The sequence below is a fragment of the Streptomyces sp. B6B3 genome (genome assembly GCF_039871525.1).
In the GTDB taxonomy this organism is placed as follows: domain Bacteria; phylum Actinomycetota; class Actinomycetes; order Streptomycetales; family Streptomycetaceae; genus Streptomyces.
Genome location: NZ_JBDPLU010000040.1, coordinates 1 through 19,725, shown reverse-complemented (window position 1 = coordinate 19,725; position 19,725 = coordinate 1). Strand labels below are relative to the sequence as shown.

General features: G+C 73.5%; 16 protein-coding genes and 1 pseudogene. 5 read left to right on the top strand and 12 right to left on the bottom strand.

The window, feature by feature from the left end:
* Positions 1-121 precede the first annotated feature (121 nt).
* From ABGB06_RS38255 to rimP, 3 genes are all read right to left on the bottom strand, one after another.
* Positions 122-400 (bottom strand): YlxR family protein, encoded by a 279-nt coding sequence (locus ABGB06_RS38255; protein WP_347599962.1) that lies wholly within the window; start codon positions 398-400, stop codon positions 122-124.
* A gap of 180 nt (positions 401-580) precedes the next feature.
* Positions 581-1,615, bottom strand: a complete 1,035-nt coding sequence (gene nusA, locus ABGB06_RS38250; protein ID WP_347599910.1) for a transcription termination factor NusA — start codon at positions 1,613-1,615, stop codon at positions 581-583.
* 2 nt (positions 1,616-1,617) lie between these two features.
* Positions 1,618-2,151: a ribosome maturation factor RimP gene (gene rimP / locus ABGB06_RS38245; protein ID WP_347599907.1), complete on the bottom strand. Its 534-nt coding sequence runs from the start codon at positions 2,149-2,151 to the stop codon at positions 1,618-1,620.
* A gap of 317 nt (positions 2,152-2,468) precedes the next feature.
* Between rimP and ABGB06_RS38240 the strand changes: the two genes are divergently transcribed.
* Genes ABGB06_RS38240 through ABGB06_RS38230 form a run of 3 tightly spaced genes read left to right on the top strand, consistent with a single transcriptional unit; the run spans position 2,469 to position 4,428 of the window.
* Complete coding sequence (locus ABGB06_RS38240; RefSeq protein ID WP_347599904.1) at positions 2,469-2,996, top strand: hypothetical protein; 528 nt, start codon at positions 2,469-2,471, stop codon at positions 2,994-2,996.
* The gene (locus ABGB06_RS38235) at positions 2,993-3,505 is read left to right on the top strand and encodes a ferritin-like domain-containing protein (protein WP_347599901.1); all 513 of its coding nucleotides are present in this window, start codon (positions 2,993-2,995) and stop codon (positions 3,503-3,505) included. Before ABGB06_RS38240 ends, ABGB06_RS38235 begins: the two co-directional genes overlap by 4 nt.
* Positions 3,502-4,428 (top strand): aminoglycoside phosphotransferase family protein, encoded by a 927-nt coding sequence (locus ABGB06_RS38230; protein ID WP_347599898.1) that lies wholly within the window; start codon positions 3,502-3,504, stop codon positions 4,426-4,428. Before ABGB06_RS38235 ends, ABGB06_RS38230 begins: the two co-directional genes overlap by 4 nt.
* A 511-nt stretch (positions 4,429-4,939) precedes the next feature.
* Here the strand turns inward: ABGB06_RS38230 and ABGB06_RS38225 are convergent.
* From ABGB06_RS38225 to ABGB06_RS38200, 6 genes are all read right to left on the bottom strand, one after another.
* Positions 4,940-5,506, bottom strand: coding sequence for a GNAT family N-acetyltransferase (locus ABGB06_RS38225; RefSeq protein WP_347599895.1), 567 nt, complete (start codon positions 5,504-5,506; stop codon positions 4,940-4,942).
* A gap of 137 nt (positions 5,507-5,643) precedes the next feature.
* The gene (locus ABGB06_RS38220; RefSeq protein WP_347599892.1) at positions 5,644-6,495 is read right to left on the bottom strand and encodes a GNAT family N-acetyltransferase; all 852 of its coding nucleotides are present in this window, start codon (positions 6,493-6,495) and stop codon (positions 5,644-5,646) included.
* Between the two features lie 178 nt (positions 6,496-6,673).
* A complete protein-coding gene (gene ispG / locus ABGB06_RS38215; protein ID WP_347599889.1) occupies positions 6,674-7,831 on the bottom strand; it encodes a flavodoxin-dependent (E)-4-hydroxy-3-methylbut-2-enyl-diphosphate synthase in 1,158 nt (385 codons plus the stop codon).
* A 121-nt stretch (positions 7,832-7,952) separates the two neighbouring features.
* Complete coding sequence (locus ABGB06_RS38210; RefSeq protein ID WP_347599886.1) at positions 7,953-9,257, bottom strand: site-2 protease family protein; 1,305 nt, start codon at positions 9,255-9,257, stop codon at positions 7,953-7,955.
* Positions 9,254-10,546, bottom strand: coding sequence for a 1-deoxy-D-xylulose-5-phosphate reductoisomerase (gene dxr, locus ABGB06_RS38205; protein WP_347599883.1), 1,293 nt, complete (start codon positions 10,544-10,546; stop codon positions 9,254-9,256). The genes ABGB06_RS38210 and dxr overlap by 4 nt, the downstream gene beginning before the upstream one ends.
* 112 nt (positions 10,547-10,658) lie before the next feature.
* Positions 10,659-12,611 carry an acyl-CoA dehydrogenase family protein gene (locus ABGB06_RS38200; RefSeq protein WP_347599880.1) on the bottom strand — a complete coding sequence of 651 codons (1,953 nt, stop codon included), beginning with the start codon at positions 12,609-12,611 and terminating at the stop codon, positions 10,659-10,661.
* A gap of 242 nt (positions 12,612-12,853) precedes the next feature.
* Between ABGB06_RS38200 and ABGB06_RS38195 the strand changes: the two genes are divergently transcribed.
* Together ABGB06_RS38195 and ABGB06_RS38190 are read left to right on the top strand one after the other, a co-directional pair.
* A complete protein-coding gene (locus tag ABGB06_RS38195; protein WP_347599877.1) occupies positions 12,854-13,924 on the top strand; it encodes a LacI family DNA-binding transcriptional regulator in 1,071 nt (356 codons plus the stop codon).
* An 11-nt stretch (positions 13,925-13,935) separates the two neighbouring features.
* Positions 13,936-15,969 (top strand): TIM-barrel domain-containing protein, encoded by a 2,034-nt coding sequence (locus ABGB06_RS38190; RefSeq protein WP_347599874.1) that lies wholly within the window; start codon positions 13,936-13,938, stop codon positions 15,967-15,969.
* A gap of 823 nt (positions 15,970-16,792) precedes the next feature.
* Here the strand turns inward: ABGB06_RS38190 and ABGB06_RS38185 are convergent.
* The 3 genes and pseudogenes from ABGB06_RS38185 to ABGB06_RS38175 all read right to left on the bottom strand — a co-directional run.
* On the bottom strand, positions 16,793-17,503 hold the full coding sequence (locus ABGB06_RS38185; protein ID WP_347599872.1) for a hypothetical protein: 711 nt from the start codon (positions 17,501-17,503) through the stop codon (positions 16,793-16,795).
* Positions 17,500-19,545 carry a beta-galactosidase gene (locus ABGB06_RS38180; protein ID WP_347599869.1) on the bottom strand — a complete coding sequence of 682 codons (2,046 nt, stop codon included), beginning with the start codon at positions 19,543-19,545 and terminating at the stop codon, positions 17,500-17,502. Before ABGB06_RS38180 ends, ABGB06_RS38185 begins: the two co-directional genes overlap by 4 nt.
* Before the next feature lie 53 nt (positions 19,546-19,598).
* Positions 19,599-19,725: pseudogene (locus ABGB06_RS38175) on the bottom strand (carbohydrate ABC transporter permease); the annotation flags it as partial.

Here is a 19,725-nt window from a genome sequence, read left to right as displayed (position 1 = left end):
CGCCGGACCTTCGCTACTTCACGGGCGTACTCATCGCGTACTCATCGAGTGCTCATCGCAATCTCGACCTACTTCCGACTCGCGAGGTACCTGACCGTGCGGACCTTCCACACGGCTCGTCTTACGGTGCCGCCTGGCCGACCACGCGCCGCAGCTCGCCGGTGTCGAGCGGCCCCTCGGCCCGAAAGGCCCGGGGAAACGCCCGACGGCGAACCGCCAGCTCGAGACAGGCCGGCGTGGGGTGCACATACGCACCCCGACCGGGCAGCGTACCGCGTAGATCGGGGACACAACGGTCCCCGGTCAGTGCCACACGCAGCAAACCATCCCGCGCCGAGCGCTGCCGGCATCCGACGCATGTGCGTTCAGGGCAGGGCCGCGCGCGCGTCCGACCAGACACCATCGATTCTACCTCCCCGTATCCCCCGCGCTCCGGCCGGGGGCGGTGCCGGTGTCCAGGCGACCGCGGCGCCCCGGTGGTCACCGCGCCACCAGGCACAACGGCGTGCCGGGCGGCCACATTCCCGGTCGTCACCCCGGGCCCTGGCGGCCGGGGCGGTGCCGCCCGTGCCGCCCGCGGTCAGCCGCCGGCGGCGTCCGGCTCGGGCTCGGTGTCCGACCGGATGTCGATGCGCCAGCCGGTGAGCCGGGCGGCGAGCCGGGCGTTCTGCCCCTCCTTGCCGATGGCCAACGACAGCTGGTAGTCCGGCACGGTCACCCGGGCTGACCGGGCGGCGGCGTCGACGACCTCCACCTTGTTGACCCGGGCCGGCGAGAGGGCGTTGCCGACGAGCTCGGCCGGATCGTCCGACCAGTCCACGATGTCGATCTTCTCGCCGTGCAGCTCGGCCATGACGCTGCGCACCCGGCCGCCCATCGGACCGATGCAGGCGCCCTTCGCGTTCAGCCCGGGGCGCAGCGAGCGGACCGCGATCTTGGTGCGGTGCCCGGCCTCCCGGGCGATGGCCGCGATCTCCACGGAGCCGTCCGCGATCTCCGGAACCTCCAGCTCGAAGAGCTTCCTGACGAGGTTCGGATGGGTACGCGAGAGGGTCACCGAGGGCCCGCGGGCGCCCTTCACCACCCGGACCACGTAGGACCGCAGCCGGGCGCCGTGCGTGTACTCCTCGCCCGGCACCTGCTCCTGCGGCGGCAGGATGGCCTCCAGGCGGCCGATGTCCACCAGCACGCTGCGCGGGTCGCGGCCCTGCTGCACCACGCCCGTGACGACGTCGCCCTCCCGCCCCGCGTACTCGCCGAAGGTGATGTCCTCCTCGGCGTCCCGCAGCCGCTGGAGGATGACCTGCTTGGCGGTGGTGGCGGCGATCCGGCCGAAGCCGTCCGGGGTGTCGTCGAACTCCCGGAGCTCGACGGGCTCGGCGGGCTCGGCCTCCTCGCCGTCCTCGGACAGGTCGGCCACGTCCTCCGGGTCCTCCTTGGCCCAGACCGTCACGTGCCCGGTCTGCCGGTCCAGCACCACCCGGGCGGTGCGGCGGCTGCCCTCGGTCCGGTGGTACGCGATGAGGAGGGCCGCCTCGATCGCCTCGACCAGCAGGTCGAAGGAGATCTCCTTCTCCCTGACAAGCCCGCGCAGGGCGCTCATGTCGATGTCCACGGCTACGCCTCCTCCTGGCTTCGGTGGGTCGCGTCCCGGTCGACGCCGCCGGTCTTCGGGTCCTTGCGGTTGAACTCGACCTCGACCCGGGCCCTGGCGATCTCGTCGTACTCGACGCGGCGAGCCGTGGGCTTGCGTCCCTTCTCCCCCGGCACCTCCAGATCGACACCCGTGTCGTCGGCGGCGACGATCCTGGCGGTCAGCTCGCCACCCTGGTGCAGCTGGGCCCTGACCAGGCGGCCGGCCGCCCGGCGGTAGTGCCGCGGCTGGGTGAGCGGACGCTCCGCGCCGGGCGAGGAGACCTCGAGCACGTACGGGGTGCCGCCCATCAGGTCGGTCTCGTCCAGCGCCGCGGAGACCACCCTGCTCAGCTCGGCGCAGGCGTCCAGGCCCACGCCCTGGTCGGCGTCCACCACCACGCGCAGCACCCGCCGACGGCCGGCGGGGGTGATGGCGATCTCCTCGAGATCCATCCCGCGCTTCCCGGTCAGCGGCTCCAGCAGCTCCCGCAGCCTGTCGATCTGGGTGGTGCTCATCCGGGTGACTCCTCGGCCGCGTGTGCTGTTGTCAGATCATCGCGGGACGGTGTTCGGGCGGGATCGCGCGGTGATGATCTCCTGAGGTCTCGTTCGACACCCTATCGCCTACGGCGGCGTACGCCGACCGGGGCGAGCGAGCGCCCCCAGTACGCCGTGTGTGCGCCCTGGGCGCGCCGGTGGGTGGGGTGGCGCCAGGATGCGCTCTGCGCGCGGGTACGCTCACCATGCGGTGATCTCATCGGGACGGCCAACGACCCGACAAGTCGTCACCGCCTGCCCAACGGTCCATCCGCGACGGGAAGTGCGGGAAAGCGATGCCCCCTGGCGTCTCCTGCGACGCGTCCACCGTGCCCGGCCCTCTGCCCCGGCGCGTCCTGCTGATCGGCGGCACCGCGCTCGGCCTGACCGGAGTGCTGACCGGCTGCTCGGACGGCGGCGAGTCCGCCGCGGAGAAACGGGCGGCGGCCGAAGCCGAGGCCGAGGCCGACGGGCTGCGCCGCCGGACGGCCAGGGACGGTGTCGAGTTGCTCGCCCGCTACGACGCGACCGTGCGGGCGCATCCGGCGCTTCAGGAGCCGCTGGCGCCGTTCCGCGAGGTGGTCGTCGCCCACCAGACCGCGCTGGGGGCGGGTGACGAGAAGCCGGAGTCCGCCGCCGTCGCGTTCGAGGTGCCCGGGGATCCGGCCGGGGCGGTGGCCGCGCTGGTCGAGGCCGAACGCCGCACGGCCGAGCGGCGGCACCAGGCGCTGGCCGACACGACGCCCGAACTGGCCCGGCTGCTGGCCTCGCTGGCCGCCGCCGGTTCGGTCCAGGCGTACCTGCTGAACAAGGTGACCGCATGAGCCTCACCCACACGACGAGTCGCCCGGACCGTGCCGGTCGGGCGCGCGGGTCCCGTCCGCTGACGGAGGAGCCGCCGGCGTCCCTGGAGGCGACCCAGGCCGCGCTGGCCGCCGAGCACGCGGCCGTCTACGGCTACGGCGTGGTCGGCAGCCTGGTCGACGAGAAGCACGCGGGCCGGGCCAGCGAGGCGCACGCCGCGCACCGCGCGCGGCGTGACGCCCTGGAGCGCACGGTTCGCCAGCTCGGCGCGGCCCCGGTGGCCGCGGCGGTCGCCTACCAACTGCCCTTTCCGGTCGCCGACGGCGCCACGGCGCTGCGGCTGGCCGCCCGCCTGGAGTCGCGGCTGGCCGGCGCCTACGCCGACCTGGTGGCGGCCACCGCGGGCGAGGAGCGGCGTTCGGCCGCCTCCGCGCTGCGCGAGGCGGCGGTGCGGGCGGTGCGTTGGGGCGGCGACGGCGTGCCGTTCCCCGGTCTCCCGGAGTACGCCGACTCGGGAGGGGACCGGTGAGCCCGGTGTCGACGCCGCGGACGGCGCCCCCGCAGCGGCTGGTCGGAGCGCGGGCGGCGGACGCGGGCGACTGGCTGGCGGCGCTGCCGGACCTGGTCGACGAGATCACGCGGCGCTGGGAGCTGACCCCGGAGCGGGTGGTCGAGCCCGGCGGCCGGACCAGCATGACCGTGCTGGTCCGGACGGCGGACGGCGAACCGGCCGCGCTGAAGCTGTGCGCGCCGGTCCCGGGCGCGGAGGCGACGCTGGAGGACGCGGCGCTGCGACGCTGGGACGGTTTCGGGGCGGTGCGGTCGCTGCGCTGCGCACCCGACGCGGGGGCGCTGCTGCTGGAGCGGCTGCACGGCCGCACCTCGTTGCGCTCGCTGCCCGAGGCCAAGGCGTTCCTGGAGTCGCTGGAGACGGCGCGCCGGCTCTGGGTGGACCCGGGGCCCGGGCATCCGTTCCCCTCGGTGGCGGAGCGGACCGCCGGGCAGGCGGCCCTGCTGCGCTCGGCCGCCCCGCCGGAGGTGACGCCGCTGGTCGAGGCGGCGCTGGAGGCCAGGGAGGCGCTGCTCGCGGACGGGTCGGCGGCCGGTGCGGAACGGCTGCTGCTGCACGGCGACTTCCGGCAGGGCGCGGTGCTGGCCGGCGATCCGGAGCGGGCGCCGTGGCTGGCGGTGGGCCCCGAGCCGGTGGTGGGCGAGCGCGCCTACGACCTGGCCAGGCTCGTCCGCGACCGGCTGCACGATCTGGTGGCCTCGGCCGGGGCGGCGGCGGTGACCCGGCGACGGCTGACCCGGCTGGCCGACGCGATAGAGGTGGAACAGGAGCGGCTCCGCGGCTGGACGCTGTTCCGGGCCGTGGCCTCCGGGGCGCGGGCGGCGGACGCGGGCCGCCGGTCGGAGGCCGAGCTGCTGTGGGAGTTCGCCAGCTGGCTCTGAGCGGTGCGCCTCCGGCTCCGGGACCCCGTGGTTCCACGGTGCGGGCGATCGCGGACGGAGCGGCGCCCCCGGGCATCCACGGCCCGTGGGACCCGAAGGCCGGTTCCGGCTTGGCGGACGACGCGGCGACCGCGCGCGCCGGCGCCGTGGGCAGCGGGGTCCGGCCGGCCGGCAACACGCCCAGGGCATGTCCGCGAGGTCGCGTCGGATCAGCCCGCGGCTCCCTCATGATGCGGCGCATCGCAGGGCGGAGGGTCGCCCTCGTACGCATGACGGGGGCACCACCCGCTGGCGCCGTGGACGACCAGGGCCCGGCCGGCCGGTAAGTCACCTGGGGCGTGACCGCGACATCGCGTCGGATGAGCCCGCAGCTCCCCCCAGTTCCTCGGGGACCTGGGGGAGCATCTCGGCGCGCCCGGCGACGCGCGAGGTCTCCCCAGGCTCCAGGGGCCCGGGAGGTGCCCCATCCGCCGGCGTCGCGGCGGGCGATCGGGGCCCGGCCGGCAAGGACCTAGCGACGGAGCGGGAGGGGCGCGCCCATCACGGCGTAGGGGCAGGGCGCGGAGGGGAAGAGCACGCGGCGGGCCAGGTCCTGGTAGCCCAGCTTGCGGTAGAGCGCCCGGGCCCGGCTCTCGGTGTCGATGGCGGACAGTATCGACCGCGGCTCGGCGACGGAGTCGGTGAGCATGGTGATCAGCCGGCGGCCTATGCCCTGTCCCTGGTAGGCGGGCAGCACGTGCAGCTCGGTGATGGTGAAGGAGTCGTCGAGCCAGGCGTCGTTGCCCTCGCGGCGCAGGTACGGCTCGACGACCGAGGACCACCACTGGGCGCGGTCGTTCGGCATGCCGTAGACGAAGCCGACCAGCCGTCCCGTGCCGACGGTGGCGCCGAGGGCGCGGGCGTCGGGGTTGGCGAGGTGGCGCAGCACGATGTGACGGCGCACGCCGATCTCGTCCTGGCTCAGGCCGAACGCCTGCGCCTGCACGGCCAGCGCCTCGTCCACCCAGGCCGCCAGGTCGAGTGGTCCGATGGCGATGTCCTGGGCGCCCGGGGCGGCCTCCCCGGCAGAAGGTGTCATGTGCGGGAGGCTAACGCGCCTGGCCGGGGAAGTCGCGTCGAGGCCGGCTCGGGCGCCCCGCACCCTCGCCGCGGCGCGCCGGTGACGCCCGCGCGCACGGCGCGCCCGGGACGGCCGGGACGGCCGGGACGGCCGGCTCAGAAGAGCACGCTCATCAGGGTGCCGACCTCGGTGAAGCCCAGGCGGCGGTAGACGGTCAACGCGGGTGCGTTGAAATCGTTCACGTAGAGGCTGACCACCGGGGCGCCGGCGGGTCCGAGCGCGTGCCGCAGCACGGTGGCCAGACCGGCGGTGGCCAGGCCCTGCCCGCGCCGGTCGGGGGCCGTCCAGACGCCCTGCAGCTGGCAGGTGTGCGGGGTGACGGCGCCGATCTCGGCCTTGAAGACGACGCGACCGCCCTCCACCCGGGCGAAGCAGCGGCCGTTGCCGACGGTCTCGGCGACCCGCGCCTGGTAGATCAGGCCGCCGTCCTCGGCGTCCAGCGGCGAGAAGCCGACCTCCTCGTGGAACATCGCCACCGCGGCCGGCAGCACCAGGTCCATCTCGTCCTTGCGCATCGGCCGCACCAGGGGATCGGGCGTGACGTGGGCCGGGACGGTGTCGGCGACCATCAGCGGCTGGCGGGCGCGCAGCTCGCGGGCCGGGCCCCAGCGCGGCTCCAGATGGGACCACAGCGTCGCCGCCTGGTCGGCGGGGCCGACCAGCGAGGAGCAGCGTCGCCCGTCCCGCAGCGCGCGCCGGGCGAAGGCGCGCAGGGCGGCCGGGCTGGCGCGGACGGGCACCAGGTTGGACCCGGAGTAGCACAGCGACGCCAGCCGCCCGGCCGGGTACCAGCCCCACATCTCGCCGCCCAGCTGCGGGGCCTCCAGGCCGGAGTCGAGCACCCGGGCGGTGACGAACGCGTTGGCCACCGGGTCCTGGTCGAGCACGGACAGCGCGTCGCGCAGTTCGGCCGGGGTGAGGACCCGGAAGGTGGGTGTGGTCAGCACGGGGACGGGCCTTGGTGGGTGTCTGCGGGAAGGGACGGAACGGGGCGGAGTCGGGCGGTGCAGAGTCGGGAGCTGCGGGGGTGCGCGGGGCGCGGCGGTGCGGTGCCCGCACTGTACCCCGCGGGTCCGCCGGCCGGGGGGATTCCCGGCCGGCCTCGCCGACGGTCGACGGCGCTGGTCAGCCGGTGACCGAGACCTCGGGGGTGCCGGAGGCGGCGCCGTCCCGCTCCATCTCCTCCGCGAGCCGCATCGCCTCGTCGATCAGGGTCTCCACGATCTTCGACTCGGGCACGACCTTGATGACCTCGCCCTTGACGAAGATCTGCCCCTTGCCGTTGCCCGAGGCGACGCCGAGGTCGGCCTCCCTGGCCTCGCCGGGGCCGTTGACCACGCAGCCCATGACGGCCACCCGGAGCGGCACCTCCATGCCGGTCAGCCCCGCGGTGACCTCCTCGGCGAGGGTGTAGACGTCCACCTGGGCGCGGCCGCAGGACGGGCAGGAGACGATCTCCAGGGAGCGCTCGCGCAGGCCGAGGGACTCCAGGATCTGGATGCCGACCTTGATCTCCTCGACCGGCGGGGCGGACAGCGAGACGCGAATGGTGTCGCCGATGCCCTCGCTGAGCAGCGCGCCGAACGCGACGGCCGACTTGATGGTGCCCTGGAAGGCGGGTCCGGCCTCGGTGACGCCGAGGTGCAGCGGGTAGTCGCAGCGCTCGGCGAGCTGCCGGTACGCGTTGACCATGACCACCGGGTCGTTGTGCTTGACGGAGATCTTGATGTCGCGGAAGTCGTGCTCCTCGAAGAGCGAGCACTCCCACAGCGCGGACTCCACCAGCGCCTCGGGGGTGGCCTTGCCGTACTTGGCGAGCAGCCGCTTGTCCAGCGAGCCGGCGTTGACGCCGATGCGGATCGGCACCCGGGCGGCCGAGGCGGCCCTGGCGATCTCCCTGACCTTGTCGTCGAACTCCTTGATGTTCCCCGGGTTCACCCGCACCGCGGCGCAGCCGGCGTCGATGGCCGCGAAGACGTACCGCGGCTGGAAGTGGATGTCGGCGATCACCGGGATCTGCGACTTGCGGGCGATCACGGCGAGCGCGTCGGCGTCATCCTGGGTGGGGCAGGCCACCCGCACGATCTGGCAGCCGGACGCGGTCAGCTCGGCGATCTGCTGCAGCGTGGCGCCGACGTCGCTGGTGCGGGTCGTCGTCATGGACTGCACCGAGACCGGCGCGTCACCGCCCACGGCGACGGATCCGACCTGGATCTGCCGGCTGGTCCGACGCTCGGCCAGCTTCATCGGTACGGAGGGCATTCCCAGCGAGATGGCGGTCATGGATGCGTGCAACCCCAGGGTGCGGATGGCGGTCCGGGCCGCCGGTGCGACGGGCCCCTCGTGGTCGAGCCTACGGCACCTGAGGGCCGCCCCGCCCACCCGGGCGGTACAGTCCGGTCAACTATCCGGTCAACGACACCGGGTTGACGATGTCGGCGGCCAGCACCAGCAGCGTGAAGCAGACGAACACGGCGGCCACCACGTAGGCGACCGGCATCAGCTTGGCCACGTCGAACGGTCCCGGGTCCGGGCGCCTGAGCACCCGGGCGACGCCGCGGCGCATCGACTCCCAGAGCGCGCCCGCGATGTGGCCGCCGTCCAGCGGGAGCAGCGGCAGCATGTTGAACAGGAAGAGCGACAGGTTGAAGCCCGCGACCAGGAACAGCGCGGTCGCGATCTGCTGGCTGGCCGGGATGTCGAGGGTGAAGATCTCGCCGCCGACCCGGGCGGCCCCGACGACGCCCATCGGGGAGTCCGGCTCGCGCTCGCCGTTCCCCGTGGCGGCGTTCCACAGGCCCGGGATCTCGGACGGGATGTCGATCAGCGCCTGGACGCCGTCGGACATGATGTCGCCCATCCGCTCGACCGCCTGGCCGAAGTCCTGCTTCACGATGCCGCTGGCCGGTGAGAAGCCGAGGAAGCCGGCGGTGACGTACTCGCCCTCGACGTAGCCGCCGTCGCCGTCGGTCTTGGCGACCTGGTTCGGGATGAGGCTGGCGTGCAGGTCCACGGTCTGCCCGTCCCGTTCGACGGTGATCGTCGCCTCGCCGGTCGTCTCCCTGATGCGCTGCTGGAGGGTGCTCCACTCGTCGATGGGCTCGCCGTCGAAGGCCACGATGATGTCGCCGGCGCGCAGCCCCGCCGCGTTGGCCGGGGCGGGCTCGTCGCCGGCCCGGCAGTCCCTGCTGCCCTCGCTCTGCGGGATCACGCATTCGGACACCGAGGCCACGGTGGTGGTCTGGGTGTTGATGCCGAAGCCCATCAGCACGCCGAGGAAGATGCCGACCGCGAGGATCAGGTTCATCCCGGGGCCCGCGAACATGACGATGACCCGCTTCCACGGCTTGCGGGTGTAGAACAGCCGCTTCTCGTCCCCGGGCTTGAGCTCCTCGAAGGCGGCGGCCCGCGCGTCCTCGATCATGCCGCGGAACGGCGAGGTGGACCGCTTGCGGACGGCGCCGTCGTCGCCGGGCGGGAACATGCCGATCATCCGGATGTAGCCGCCGAACGGCACGGCCTTGATCCCGACCTCGGTCTCCTTGCCGTGCCGCGACCAGATCGTCGGCCCGAAGCCGACCATGAACTGGGGCACCCGGACGCCGAACATCCGGGCCGTGGAGTAGTGGCCGAGCTCGTGCCAGGCGATGGAGAACAGCAACCCGAAGACGAAGACGAGTATGCCGATGAGGAACATCAGGCCGGTCATGCGGTGTGCGCCTCCGTCGTGATCCGGCCGGCGGTTCCGGCCAGCTGGCGGGCGCGTGCCCGCGCCCGGGTCTCCGCTTCGAGGACGTCCGGGAGGGTCAGGGAGGTTCCGGATCCGGCGATGCTCTGTTCCTCGACGACCCTGGCGACGGTGTCCACGATCCCGGTGAACGGCAGCAGCCCGGCGAGGAAGGCGTGCACGCACTCCTCGTTGGCCGCGTTGAACACCGCGGGCGCGGTACCGCCGAGGCTACCCACCCGGCGGGCGAGCGGCACCGAGGGGAAGGCATCCGTGTCCAGCGGCAGGAACTCCCAGGTGTGCGCCCGGGTCCAGTCGCACGCCGGGGCCGCGCCCGGCACCCGGTCCGGCCAGCCGAGGCCGAGCGCGATGGGCATCCGCATGTCCGGCGGGCTGGCCTGGGCGATCGTCGAGCCGTCGGAGAACTGGACCATGGAGTGCACGTAGGACTGCGGGTGCACGACGACGTCGATGCGGTCGAACGGTATGCCGAACAGCAGGTGCGCCTCGATGACCTCCAGACCCTTGTTGACCAGGGTCGCGGAGTTGATCGTGACCATCGGGCCCATGTCCCAGGTGGGGTGGGCGAGTGCCTCGGCGGGGGTGACGTCGGCCAGCGCGGCCCGGCTCCGGCCCCGGAACGGGCCGCCGCTCGCGGTCACCACGAGCCTCTCGACCTCGTCGTGGCGGCCGCCGAGCAGGGCCTGGAAGAGGGCCGAGTGCTCGGAGTCCACCGGCACGATCCGCCCGGGCCCGGCCAGCTCCGTGACCAGCGGCCCGCCGACGATCAGCGACTCCTTGTTGGCCAGCGCCAGCACCCGTCCGGCCCGCAGCGCGGCGAGGGTGGGGGCCAGGCCGATGGACCCGGTGATGCCGTTGAGCACCGTGTGGCACTCGCTGCCGGCGAGGTGGGTGGCGGCGTCCGGACCGGCCAGGATCTCCGGTATCGGCTCGCGCACGCCGTACTGGGCCCGCAGCGCCTCGCGCAGCTCGGTGGCCTTGTCCTCCCGGGCGACGGCCACCGCCCGCACCTGCAGCCGGTGCGCCTGTCCGGCCAGCAGCCCGAGCCGCTCGCCGCCGGCGGACAGCCCGGTGACGCGGAACCGGCCGGGGTTGCGGAGCACCACGTCGACGGCCTGGGTGCCGATCGAGCCCGTCGAGCCGAGGATCACCACCTCCCGGGGCCCGTCCTGTGGCGGTGTTCCCGCCGGTCTCCCCGCCTGGGAGGGGCGCAGACGCGGATCGGCAAGCAGGGTGGGGCGCTCCGTCATCCCCCCATTCTCCCCCCTCCCCCGGCGGTCGGTGCCGCCGGCCTCGTCCCCCACAGGAGTGGCGGTCGGCCCGGGGACGGAGGCCGCCGGGACGCGAGAGACGAAACGGGGGTCAGGGAATCGGGCGGTGCAGGTTGGGGCGCTCGGAGGGGCCGGGCGGGGTCTCGGCGATCCACGGGCCCGGGGTGGACGGGTCGAGCACGCCGGACTCCAGCCAGTCGTACTTGCCGGCCAGCACCTGCCGCACCACGGCCCGGTCGGTGTCGTCGGTGTTGTGCCACAGATGATGGAAGAGGTCGGTGATCCGGATTCTGGCCTGCTGGCAGAACGCGTCCGCGAGCTCGTACGCCTCGCGCCCCGACTCGCCGGCCCGGCGGAGGCGTTCGGCGTGCACGCAGGCCGCGGTCATGGCGAACAGTTCGGCGCCGATGTCCACGATCCGGCCCAGGAAGCCCTGTCTGGTCTCCAGGCGCCCCTGCCAGCGGGCCATGGCGTAGAACGTGGAACGGGCCAGCTTCCGGGCGGTGCGCTCGACGAAGCGCAGGTGGTGCGCCAGGTCCGGATGCGGCCCCGGCACGTGGAAGTCGCCGTAGGACAGCGGGAGCTGGCCACGCCCGGTGGTCAGCCGGGGCAGCCAGCGGGCGTAGAAGGCGGTGGCCGCGACGGCCGCCCGGCGCTTGTCGGAGAGGGTGGCGTCGCGGGCGACGAGGTCGCCGGCCACCTTCAGGTGGGCGTCGACCGCCTCCCGCGCGATGAGCAGCCGCATGATCTCCGAGGAGCCCTCGAAGATCCGGTTGATCCGCAGGTCCCGGAGCACCTGTTCGGCCGGCACGCCGCGCTCGCCGCGGGCGGCGAGCGACTCGGCGGTCTCGAATCCGCGGCCGCCTCGGATCTGCACGAGCTCGTCGGCCATCCGGCAGGCCATCTCGCTGCCGTACAGCTTGGCCAGCGCCGCCTCGATGCGGATGTCGTGCCGGTCGGCGTCGGCCAGCTCGCCGGAGAGCTCCAGCACCGCCTCCAGGGCGAAGGTGGTGGCGGCGATAAACGAGATCCGGGCGCCGACCGCCTCGTGCTTCGCGATCGGCCGGCCCCACTGGACGCGGGCCTCGCTCCACTCCCTGGCGATCTTCAGGCACCACTTGCCGGCGCCGACGCAGAGCGCGGGCAGCGACAGCCGGCCGGTGTTGAGCGTGGTCAGCGCGATCTTCAGGCCCGCGCCCTCCGCGCCGATGCGGTTGGCCGCCGGCACCCGGACCCGGTGGAAGCGGGTGACGCCGTTCTCGATGCCGCGCAGGCCCATGAAGCCGTTGCGGTGTTCGACGGTGATGCCCGGTGAGTCGGCCTCGACGACGAACGCGGTGATGCCGCGCCGCGGCACCTGCGCCATGACGACGAGCAGTTCGGCGACCACGCCGTTGGTGGTCCACAGCTTGACGCCGTCCAGCAGGTAGTGGTCGTCGCCGTCCGGGACCGCGGTGGCGGCCAGCCGCGCCGGATCGGAGCCGACGTCGGGCTCGGTGAGCAGGAAGGCCGAGATCGCGCCGCGGGCGCAGCGCGGCAGGAACTCCCGCCGCTGCTCCTCGGTGCCGAAGAGCTTCAACGGCTGCGGCACGCCGATCGACTGGTGGGCCGAGAGCAGCGCGCTCAGCGCCGGGCTGACCGAACCGACCATGGCCAGCGCCCGGTTGTAGTGGACGTGGCTCAGGCCGAGGCCGCCGTAGGCCGCGTCGATCTTCATGCCGAACGCGCCGAGCGCGCGCAGTCCGCTGACGGTCTCGTCGGGGATCCTGGCCTCGCGCTCGATGCGCGCGCCGTCGACGTCGGTGCGGCAGAACTCGCGGAGCCTGGCGAGGAACTCCTCGCCGGCCAGGGCGCGCTCCTCGTCGGGCCGGGGACGCGGGTGGATCAGGTTCAGGCGCAGCCGCCCGAGGAAGAGCTCCCTGGCGAAGCTGGGCTTGGTCCAGTGCTGTTCCCTGGCTGCCTCGGCGACGCGGCGGGCCTCGGCCTCGGAGGCGTGTCCGCCCGCGGCGGTCCGGCCGGTGGATTCGGCGGATTCGGTGGTCATCGACACTCACCTCGCCTACTCATGGGTTCTACTGATCCGTATACCCGATGATGAGCGACGCGTACCGGTTCGCGCGCGCCGAGCACGCCCCGTTGTTGAAGCGCTTCGACATACCTATGGACACCCCGGGAGAGTGCGGTCTAAGGTCATCCCGGTTACCCCAACGGTACTTTGCCGCCACCATGCGAGAGCGGCATCGAAGCGCTTCACCCCACACCGTCCACGGCCCTCTGGGAGAGCACATGGTCACCCTCGCCGAGGTCGCCCGACACGCCGGCGTCTCAGCCAGCACGGTGAGTTACGTGCTGAGCGGCAAGCGGACCATCTCCAGCCAGACCAGGGAGCGCGTCGAGCGCAGCATCAGGGAGCTCGGCTACCACCCGAACGCCGGCGCCCGCGCCCTGGCCAGCAGCAGGTCCAACATCATCGCGCTGATGATGCCACTGCGCACCGACATGTACGTCCCGGTAATGATGGAGATCGCCATCGCCGTGGCCACCACCGCCCGCGAGCGCCACCACGACGTGCTGCTGCTCACCGGCCAGGAGGGCCCGGAGGCGGTACGCCGGGTGGTCGGCAGCGGGCTGGCCGACGCCATGATCCTCATGGACGTCGAACTGGAGGACGAGCGGCTGCCGCTGGTGCGCGAGTCGCCCCGGCCCGCCGTGCTGATCGGGCTGCCCACCGACGCCACCGCGTTGACCTGCGTGGACCTGGACTTCGCCGCCACCGGGCGGCTGTGCATCGAGCATCTCGCGGACCTCGGCCACCGCGACGTGGCCGTGATCGGCGAGGCCGCCGCCGTCTACGAGCGGCACACCGGCTTCGCGGAGCGGACCCTGGACGGCGTGCGGGAGCGCGCCGGCGAACTCGGCGTGCGGCTGCTGCACCGGCCCTGCGAGGGCTCCTACGAGTCGGTGGCCGGCACCCTGGCCCGGATCGTCGACGAGCGCCCCGACACCACCGGGCTCATCGTGCAGAACGAGGCCGCCATCGGCCCGCTGCTCGGGCTGCTGCGCCAGCAGGGCCGGGCCGTGCCCGAGGACATGTCGGTGGTCGCGATCTGCCCGGAGCAGGTCGCCACCCAGCAGTCGGTGGCGGTCACCTCGGTCGCGATCCCGGCCCAGGAGATGGGCCGGCGCGCGGTCGAACTGATCATGGCCAAGGTCGAGCGCGGCGGCGCGGGCGGCGCCGCCCTGGCGAGGCTCCCGCGCACCGCCGCCGAGACCAGCGTGAAACTGCTGCCGCCCCGCCTCACCATCCGGGCCAGCAGCGGCCCGGCGCCCTCCCGCTCGCCCGCCACCGCGCACTGATGGGGACCGACGTGACCGAATCCGTATCGCTCGCCCAGTCCTCCCCCACCATCGGGACGTTCTCCGAGCACGCCGGCGGCCTGGAATGGCGCGGCAGACAGGAGACGCTGCGCCTGGAGCCGTGGGGCCCGGACGCCATCCGGGTGCGGGCGCGGCTCGGCGGACCGCTGCTGCCCGACCTGCCCGGCGCGCTGCTCGACGAGGCGCCGCCGGCCGGCCCGGTGGCGGTCAAGGTCAAGGACGGCACGGCCACCCTCACCTGCGGCGCCATCACCGCCGAGGTGAACGCCGAGGGCATGATCCGGTTCCTGCGCACCGACACCGGCGACGAGCTGCTGGCCGAGGAGCGGGCGCACTTCTGGTGGCCGGGGCCGCGGCTGTACACCGCCACCGGGAACGGCTACCACCGCCTGGAGCAGCGGTTCGCCGCCTACCACGGCGAGCGGCTCTACGGACTCGGCCAGCACCAGCACGGCCTGTTCGACCAGAAGGGTGCGGTCGTCGACCTGGTGCAGCGCAACGCCGAGGTCAGCATCCCGGTGCTGACCTCCAGCCGGGGCTACACCCTGCTGTGGAACAACCCGGCCGTCGGGCGCGTCGAGCTGGCCGAGAACGGCACCCGGTGGGTGGCCGACAGCGCCCGGCAGCTCGACTACTGGATCGCCGCGGGCACGCCCGCCCAGACGCAGCGCCGGTACACGGCGGCGACCGGCCGGACGCCGATGCTGCCGGAATGGGCGGCCGGTTTCTGGCAGTGCAAGCTGCGCTACCGCACCCAGGAGGAACTGCTGTCGGTGGCCCGCGAGTACAAGCGGCGCGGCCTGCCGATCTCGGTGATCGTCTGCGACTTCTTCCACTGGACGCACCTCGGCGAGTGGCGGTTCGACCCGGCGGAGTGGCCCGACCCGGCCGCCATGGTGCGGGAGCTCGACGAGCTCGGCATCCGGCTGATGGTCTCGGTGTGGCCGTCGGTCTCGCCGCTCAGCGAGAACCACCCGGTGATGGAGCAGCGCGGCTACTTCATCGGCACCGAGTACGGCCCGATGGCGCACGCCGACTGGCCGGACAAGGAGGTCGCCGAGACGGTGCAGGTGGCGTTCTACGACGCCACCAACCCCGACGCCCGGGACTTCGTCTTCTCCCGGATCCAGGAGAACTACCTCGACCCGTACGGCATCTCGGAGTACTGGCTGGACGCCTGCGAACCGGAGCTGAAGCCCGGCTTCCCGGCGAACCTGCGCTACCACGCCGGCCCCGGCCTGGAGGTGGGCAACCTCTACCCGCGGGAGAACGCGCGGACGTTCTACGAGGGCCTGCGGGCCGCGGGCCGCGGCGAGGACGAGGTGATCACCCTCAACCGCTCGGCGTGGGCCGGCAGCCAGCGCTACGGCGCCGCGGTCTGGTCGGGCGACATCGGCACCGACTTCGCCACGCTGCGCCGGCAGATCGCGGCGGGACTGAACGTCGCGCTGTCCGGCATCCCGTGGTGGCACACGGACATCGGCGGCTTCCACGGCGGCGATCCGGACGACCCGGCGTACCGCGAGGTGCTGGTGCGGTGGTTCCAGTTCGGCGCGCTGTCGCCGCTGATGCGGCTGCACGGCTTCCGCGACCCGGGCATGCCGCTCGGGCCCGCGATGACCGGCGGGCCCAACGAGGTGTGGTCCTACGGTCCGGACGCGGAGCCCATCCTGGCGGTCTACCTGCGGCTGCGGGAGCGGCTGCGGCCCTATCTGCTGGCGCAGATGCGGGCGGCGCGGGACGAAGGGCTGCCGCCGATGCGGCCGCTCTTCCTGGAGTTCCCCGGGGACGCGCGGGCGTGGGACGTCGCGGACGCGTACCTGCTGGGGCCCGACCTGCTGGTGGCGCCCGTGCTGGAGGCGGGGGCGCGGCGGCGCGAGGTGTACCTGCCGGCGGGCGCGCGGTGGGCCGACGCCTGGACGGGCGCGTCGTACGAGGGCGGGTCCACGGTCACCGTGGACGCGCCGTTGGAGCGGATTCCGCTCTTCCTGCGGGACGGGGCGTCGCTGCCGGTGGCGGGCTGAGGTCCCGCTGCGGTCCCGCTGCGCGGAGCTCGCCCACGCCGCCGCTGCCTGGGGCTTTCGCCCCACGGAGCCCCGGGAGGGCGAGGGCTGGCGTCCACCCACGAATGCGGCCGTTCCCCAGCCCAGGGGGCTCCGCCCCCGGACCCGGAGGGCCGTACCCCGCCCGGCCGTGCCGGCGGGGCGGGTTGACGGGTGCCCGCGAGCGTTCCCGGACCCCGGAGGGCCACACCTCGCCCGGCTACACCAGCGGGCCAGGGCTGACGGGTGACCGCGAGCGCGAGCGTTCCCGGACCCCGGAGGGCCACACCTCGCCCCGCTACACCAGCGGGCCAGGGCTGACGGGTGACCGCGAGCGCGAGCGTCCCCGGACCCCGGAGGGCCACACCTCGCCCCGCTACACCAGCGGGCCAGGGCTGACGGGTGACCGCGAGCGTTCCCGGACCCCGGAGGGCCATACCCAGCCCGGCCGTGCCGGCGGGGCGGGTTGCTGTGTGGGCGTTTCCGGACCCCGGGGGCCGTACCCCGTCTGACGGCGCCAGCGGGGCGGGTGTTCGTGGTCAGCGCCGGTAGGGCAGCCGAGGAGCGCGCGCCCGCGGCGTCGGGGTGTCCCGGGCACCGGGGAGGTCCGGCCATGACCGCCCTGCGGTCTCGCCGGCGGCCAGCGCCGAGCCGGAGGCCCGGTTGTGGGGCCCACAACCGGGCCTCCGTGTGAAGCATCCGGCAAGGATGAGTGTGGCTCCGGCGCTCGCCTTCGCCGGAGCCACACGTCTAGGGTCGCCGCCCACTGGCAGGAGGTTGCCGCCGCCGGGCGGATTCATTCATCTCAGTTGGCGCTCACAGCGTAGTTGTTCACGGTGAAGTCCAGTCCGCCCGCCGAGGAGGTGATCTCGAAGCCGAGCTGGGAGTCACCGATGACCGTGGACTCGCTCATCCACCCCTGGTCGACGATGTAGTCGAGGACCGGCACCACGTCGATCTCGCCCTGCGAGGAGTTGCCCTGGCGCAGGAAGGAGTAGACGTTGTTGGCGCCGTTGCTGCCGTTGTAGATGTCCCAGGTGTGGCCGCCCAGTTCCGCCGTGCCCACCTGCGAGCCGAGCGGGCCGACCGGGCCGTACCAGTTCAGCCAGAGCATGATCTCGTGGTCGTAGTTCTCGTCCCAGATGTCGTACGCGGTGTTGTACGCGCCCGACTGCGGGACCGTCACGTCGTAGCTCGTGGTGAACGAGTCGATGGCGTTGATCGGCTGGCCGACGATGTACTTGGAGTTCGGGTAGGACTTGATGCCGCCGGTGTTCGGGTGGTCGGCGCTGACGGTGAACTCCTGGCCGGACTCGGCGGAGATGCACTGGGAGCCCGCCCCGGAGCCCCAGATGTTGTTGTAGACGATGTAGCCCTCGGGCGACGTCCAGTTGCCCCACTGGTCGCAGGACTCCCAGACCGCGGCCTGGGCCGTGCTCGCCGTGTAGCCGACGGCCGTCAGCAGGGCGATCACCGGAGCGAGGATCAGTGTGATGGTGCGCCTACGCCGTTTCATGCGCGGCTCCCTTTCGGTGTGGGGGTGAGAACGGCCACGCCGTGCCGGCCGAGGGTGACCTCGGTCGGGTGGGCCTGGCCGGAGAGCAGATCGGTGTGGGGGTCTTGCAGGGGGACGGTGATCTGCTCAGGGAGGTGGTTGAGGAGGAACAGCAGTTCGCCGCGGCGCACCGCCTCGCAGCCGGCGGGCGCGTCGGGCAGCACGGGGGTGGCGCCGGCGGTCCGGGCGGCCTCGGCGAGGAGCGCGCGCAGCGCCGGGCGTTCCGGAAGCGTGGAGACGTACCAGGCGGCGCCGACGTCGCCGGCTGCCGTGGCCCGGGTGACGGCGGGGCGGCCGGCCAGCGGTCCGGTGGCGTAGGCGGCGATGACCTCCGCCCGGCCGGCGTCCTCGGAGTCGTCTGCGGCGTCGGCGAGTTCGAGGTCCTCGCTCCACACGGTGCCGTGCGAGCCGTCGGAGAGGCCGACCCGCTCCTCCTCGGCCAGCGGCCACCACTCGTGCACCCGGGCGATGCCCAGCAGCCGCCGCAGCCGCTCGTCCACGCCGCCCTCGCGGATCCGGTCGTCCACGTCGGCGACCCCGGTGAAGAAGCCGCAGACGAGGGTGCCGCCGCCGCGCACGTACCGGGTCAGGTTGTCCAGGGCGGCGTCGGACAGCAGGTACAGCTGGGGGACGACGACGAGCCGGTAGCCGGTCAGGTCGGCCTCGGGATGGGCGAAGTCGGTGGTGAGGTTCTGCTCCCACAGCGCCTGGTGCCAGGTGGCGAGGACCGCCGGATAGTCCAGCGCGGCGGACGGGCGGCCCGGTTGGCCGCTGGCCCACCAGGCGGACCATTCGTGCAGCACGGCGACGGAGGCGGTCACGGTGGTGCCGACGACGTCGGTCAGGCCGGCGAGTTCCTCGCCGAGGGCCCGCACCTGGTCGAAGGTGCGGGAGTGCTCACCGGCGTGCGGCAGCATCGCGGAGTGGAACTTCTCGCTGCCCTGCCGGGACTGCCGCCACTGGAAGAAGCAGATGGCGTCGGCGCCGCGCGCCACCGCCTGGAGCGACCACTGCCGCATCAGGCCCTCGGGCTTGGGCCGGTTCACCGGGCGCCAGTTCACGGCGGAGGCGGCCTGCTCCATCAGCATCCACGGGCCGCCGGCCTGCGAACGGGTGAGGTCCTGCACCAGCGCGCCGTGGGCGGGGCCGGTCGCGTCGTCGTGGGCGGCGGCCGGGTCGGGGTAGAGGTCGACGGAGACGACGTCCTCCTCGGCGGCCCAGCGCCAGCCGTCCTGGCCGGCGAAGAGCGGCATGAAGTTGGTGGTGACCGGCACGTCGGGGCTGTGCGCGGCGACGATGTCCCGTTCGGCGACGAAGCACTCCAGGAGCGCGTCGCTGGTGAAGCGGCGGAAGTCCAGCACCTGGGTGGGGTTGATCAGGTACTGGGCCCGGCGGGGCGGGATGATCTCGTCCCAGGTGCCGTAGCGCTGGCTCCAGAACGCCGTGCCCCACGCCTCGTTGAGCGCCTGCAGGGTGCCGTAGCGGTCGCGCAGCCAGGAGCGGAAGTGCCGGGCCGTCTCGTCGCAGTAGCAGGCGGTGCCGTACTCGTTGTTGACGTGCCACAGGCGCAGCGCCGGGTGGCGGCCGTAGCGGCGCGCGAGGTCCTCGGTGATCCGGGCGGCGTGTTCCCGGTAGACCGGCGAGGAGGCGCAGAACTGGTTGCGCGAGCCGTACCAGACGACCGTGCCGTGCTCGTCGCGCGGCAGGGTCTCGGGATGCCGGGCGCCGAGCCAGGGCGGCGGCGAGGCGGTGGGGGTGGCGAGGCAGACCCCGATGCCGGCCTCGTCCAGCCGGCCCAGCACGTCGTCGAGCCAGCCGAAGTCACGTGCGCCCGGGCTGGGTTCCAGGGTCGCCCAGGAGAACACGCCGACGGTGGCGAGGGTGACGCCGGCGTCCCGCATCAGCCGGACGTCCTCCTGCCACACCTCCGGCGGCCACTGCTCGGGGTTGTAGTCGCCGCCGAAGAGCAGTCGCCCACGCGTCGCGTCGTTCAGGCCGGCCATCGGACTCGTCTCCTCCTCGGATTCTCGGAACGGCTGGGGTGGGTCGGGCCGGGTCAGCCCTTGATGGCGCCGATGAGCATGCCCTTCTTGAAGTGGCGTTGGACGAAGGGGGAGAGGATGGCGACGGGGAGGAGCGCGAGGATCATGACGGCGGTCTGGACGCTGATGCTGGGGACCTGG

Coding starts and splice junctions, on each gene's coding strand:
- rimP (WP_347599907.1), bottom strand. CDS start 2,151: ATGAGCACCACCCAGATCGACAGGCTGCGGGAGCTGCTGGAGCCGCTG.
- ABGB06_RS38240 (WP_347599904.1), top strand. CDS start 2,469: ATGCCCCCTGGCGTCTCCTGCGACGCGTCCACCGTGCCCGGCCCTCTG.
- ABGB06_RS38235 (WP_347599901.1), top strand. CDS start 2,993: ATGAGCCTCACCCACACGACGAGTCGCCCGGACCGTGCCGGTCGGGCG.
- ABGB06_RS38225 (WP_347599895.1), bottom strand. CDS start 5,506: ATGACACCTTCTGCCGGGGAGGCCGCCCCGGGCGCCCAGGACATCGCC.
- ispG (WP_347599889.1), bottom strand. CDS start 7,831: ATGACCGCCATCTCGCTGGGAATGCCCTCCGTACCGATGAAGCTGGCC.
- ABGB06_RS38210 (WP_347599886.1), bottom strand. CDS start 9,257: ATGACCGGCCTGATGTTCCTCATCGGCATACTCGTCTTCGTCTTCGGG.
- dxr (WP_347599883.1), bottom strand. CDS start 10,546: ATGACGGAGCGCCCCACCCTGCTTGCCGATCCGCGTCTGCGCCCCTCC.
- ABGB06_RS38200 (WP_347599880.1), bottom strand. CDS start 12,611: ATGACCACCGAATCCGCCGAATCCACCGGCCGGACCGCCGCGGGCGGA.
- ABGB06_RS38195 (WP_347599877.1), top strand. CDS start 12,854: ATGGTCACCCTCGCCGAGGTCGCCCGACACGCCGGCGTCTCAGCCAGC.
- ABGB06_RS38185 (WP_347599872.1), bottom strand. CDS start 17,503: ATGAAACGGCGTAGGCGCACCATCACACTGATCCTCGCTCCGGTGATC.
- ABGB06_RS38180 (WP_347599869.1), bottom strand. CDS start 19,545: ATGGCCGGCCTGAACGACGCGACGCGTGGGCGACTGCTCTTCGGCGGC.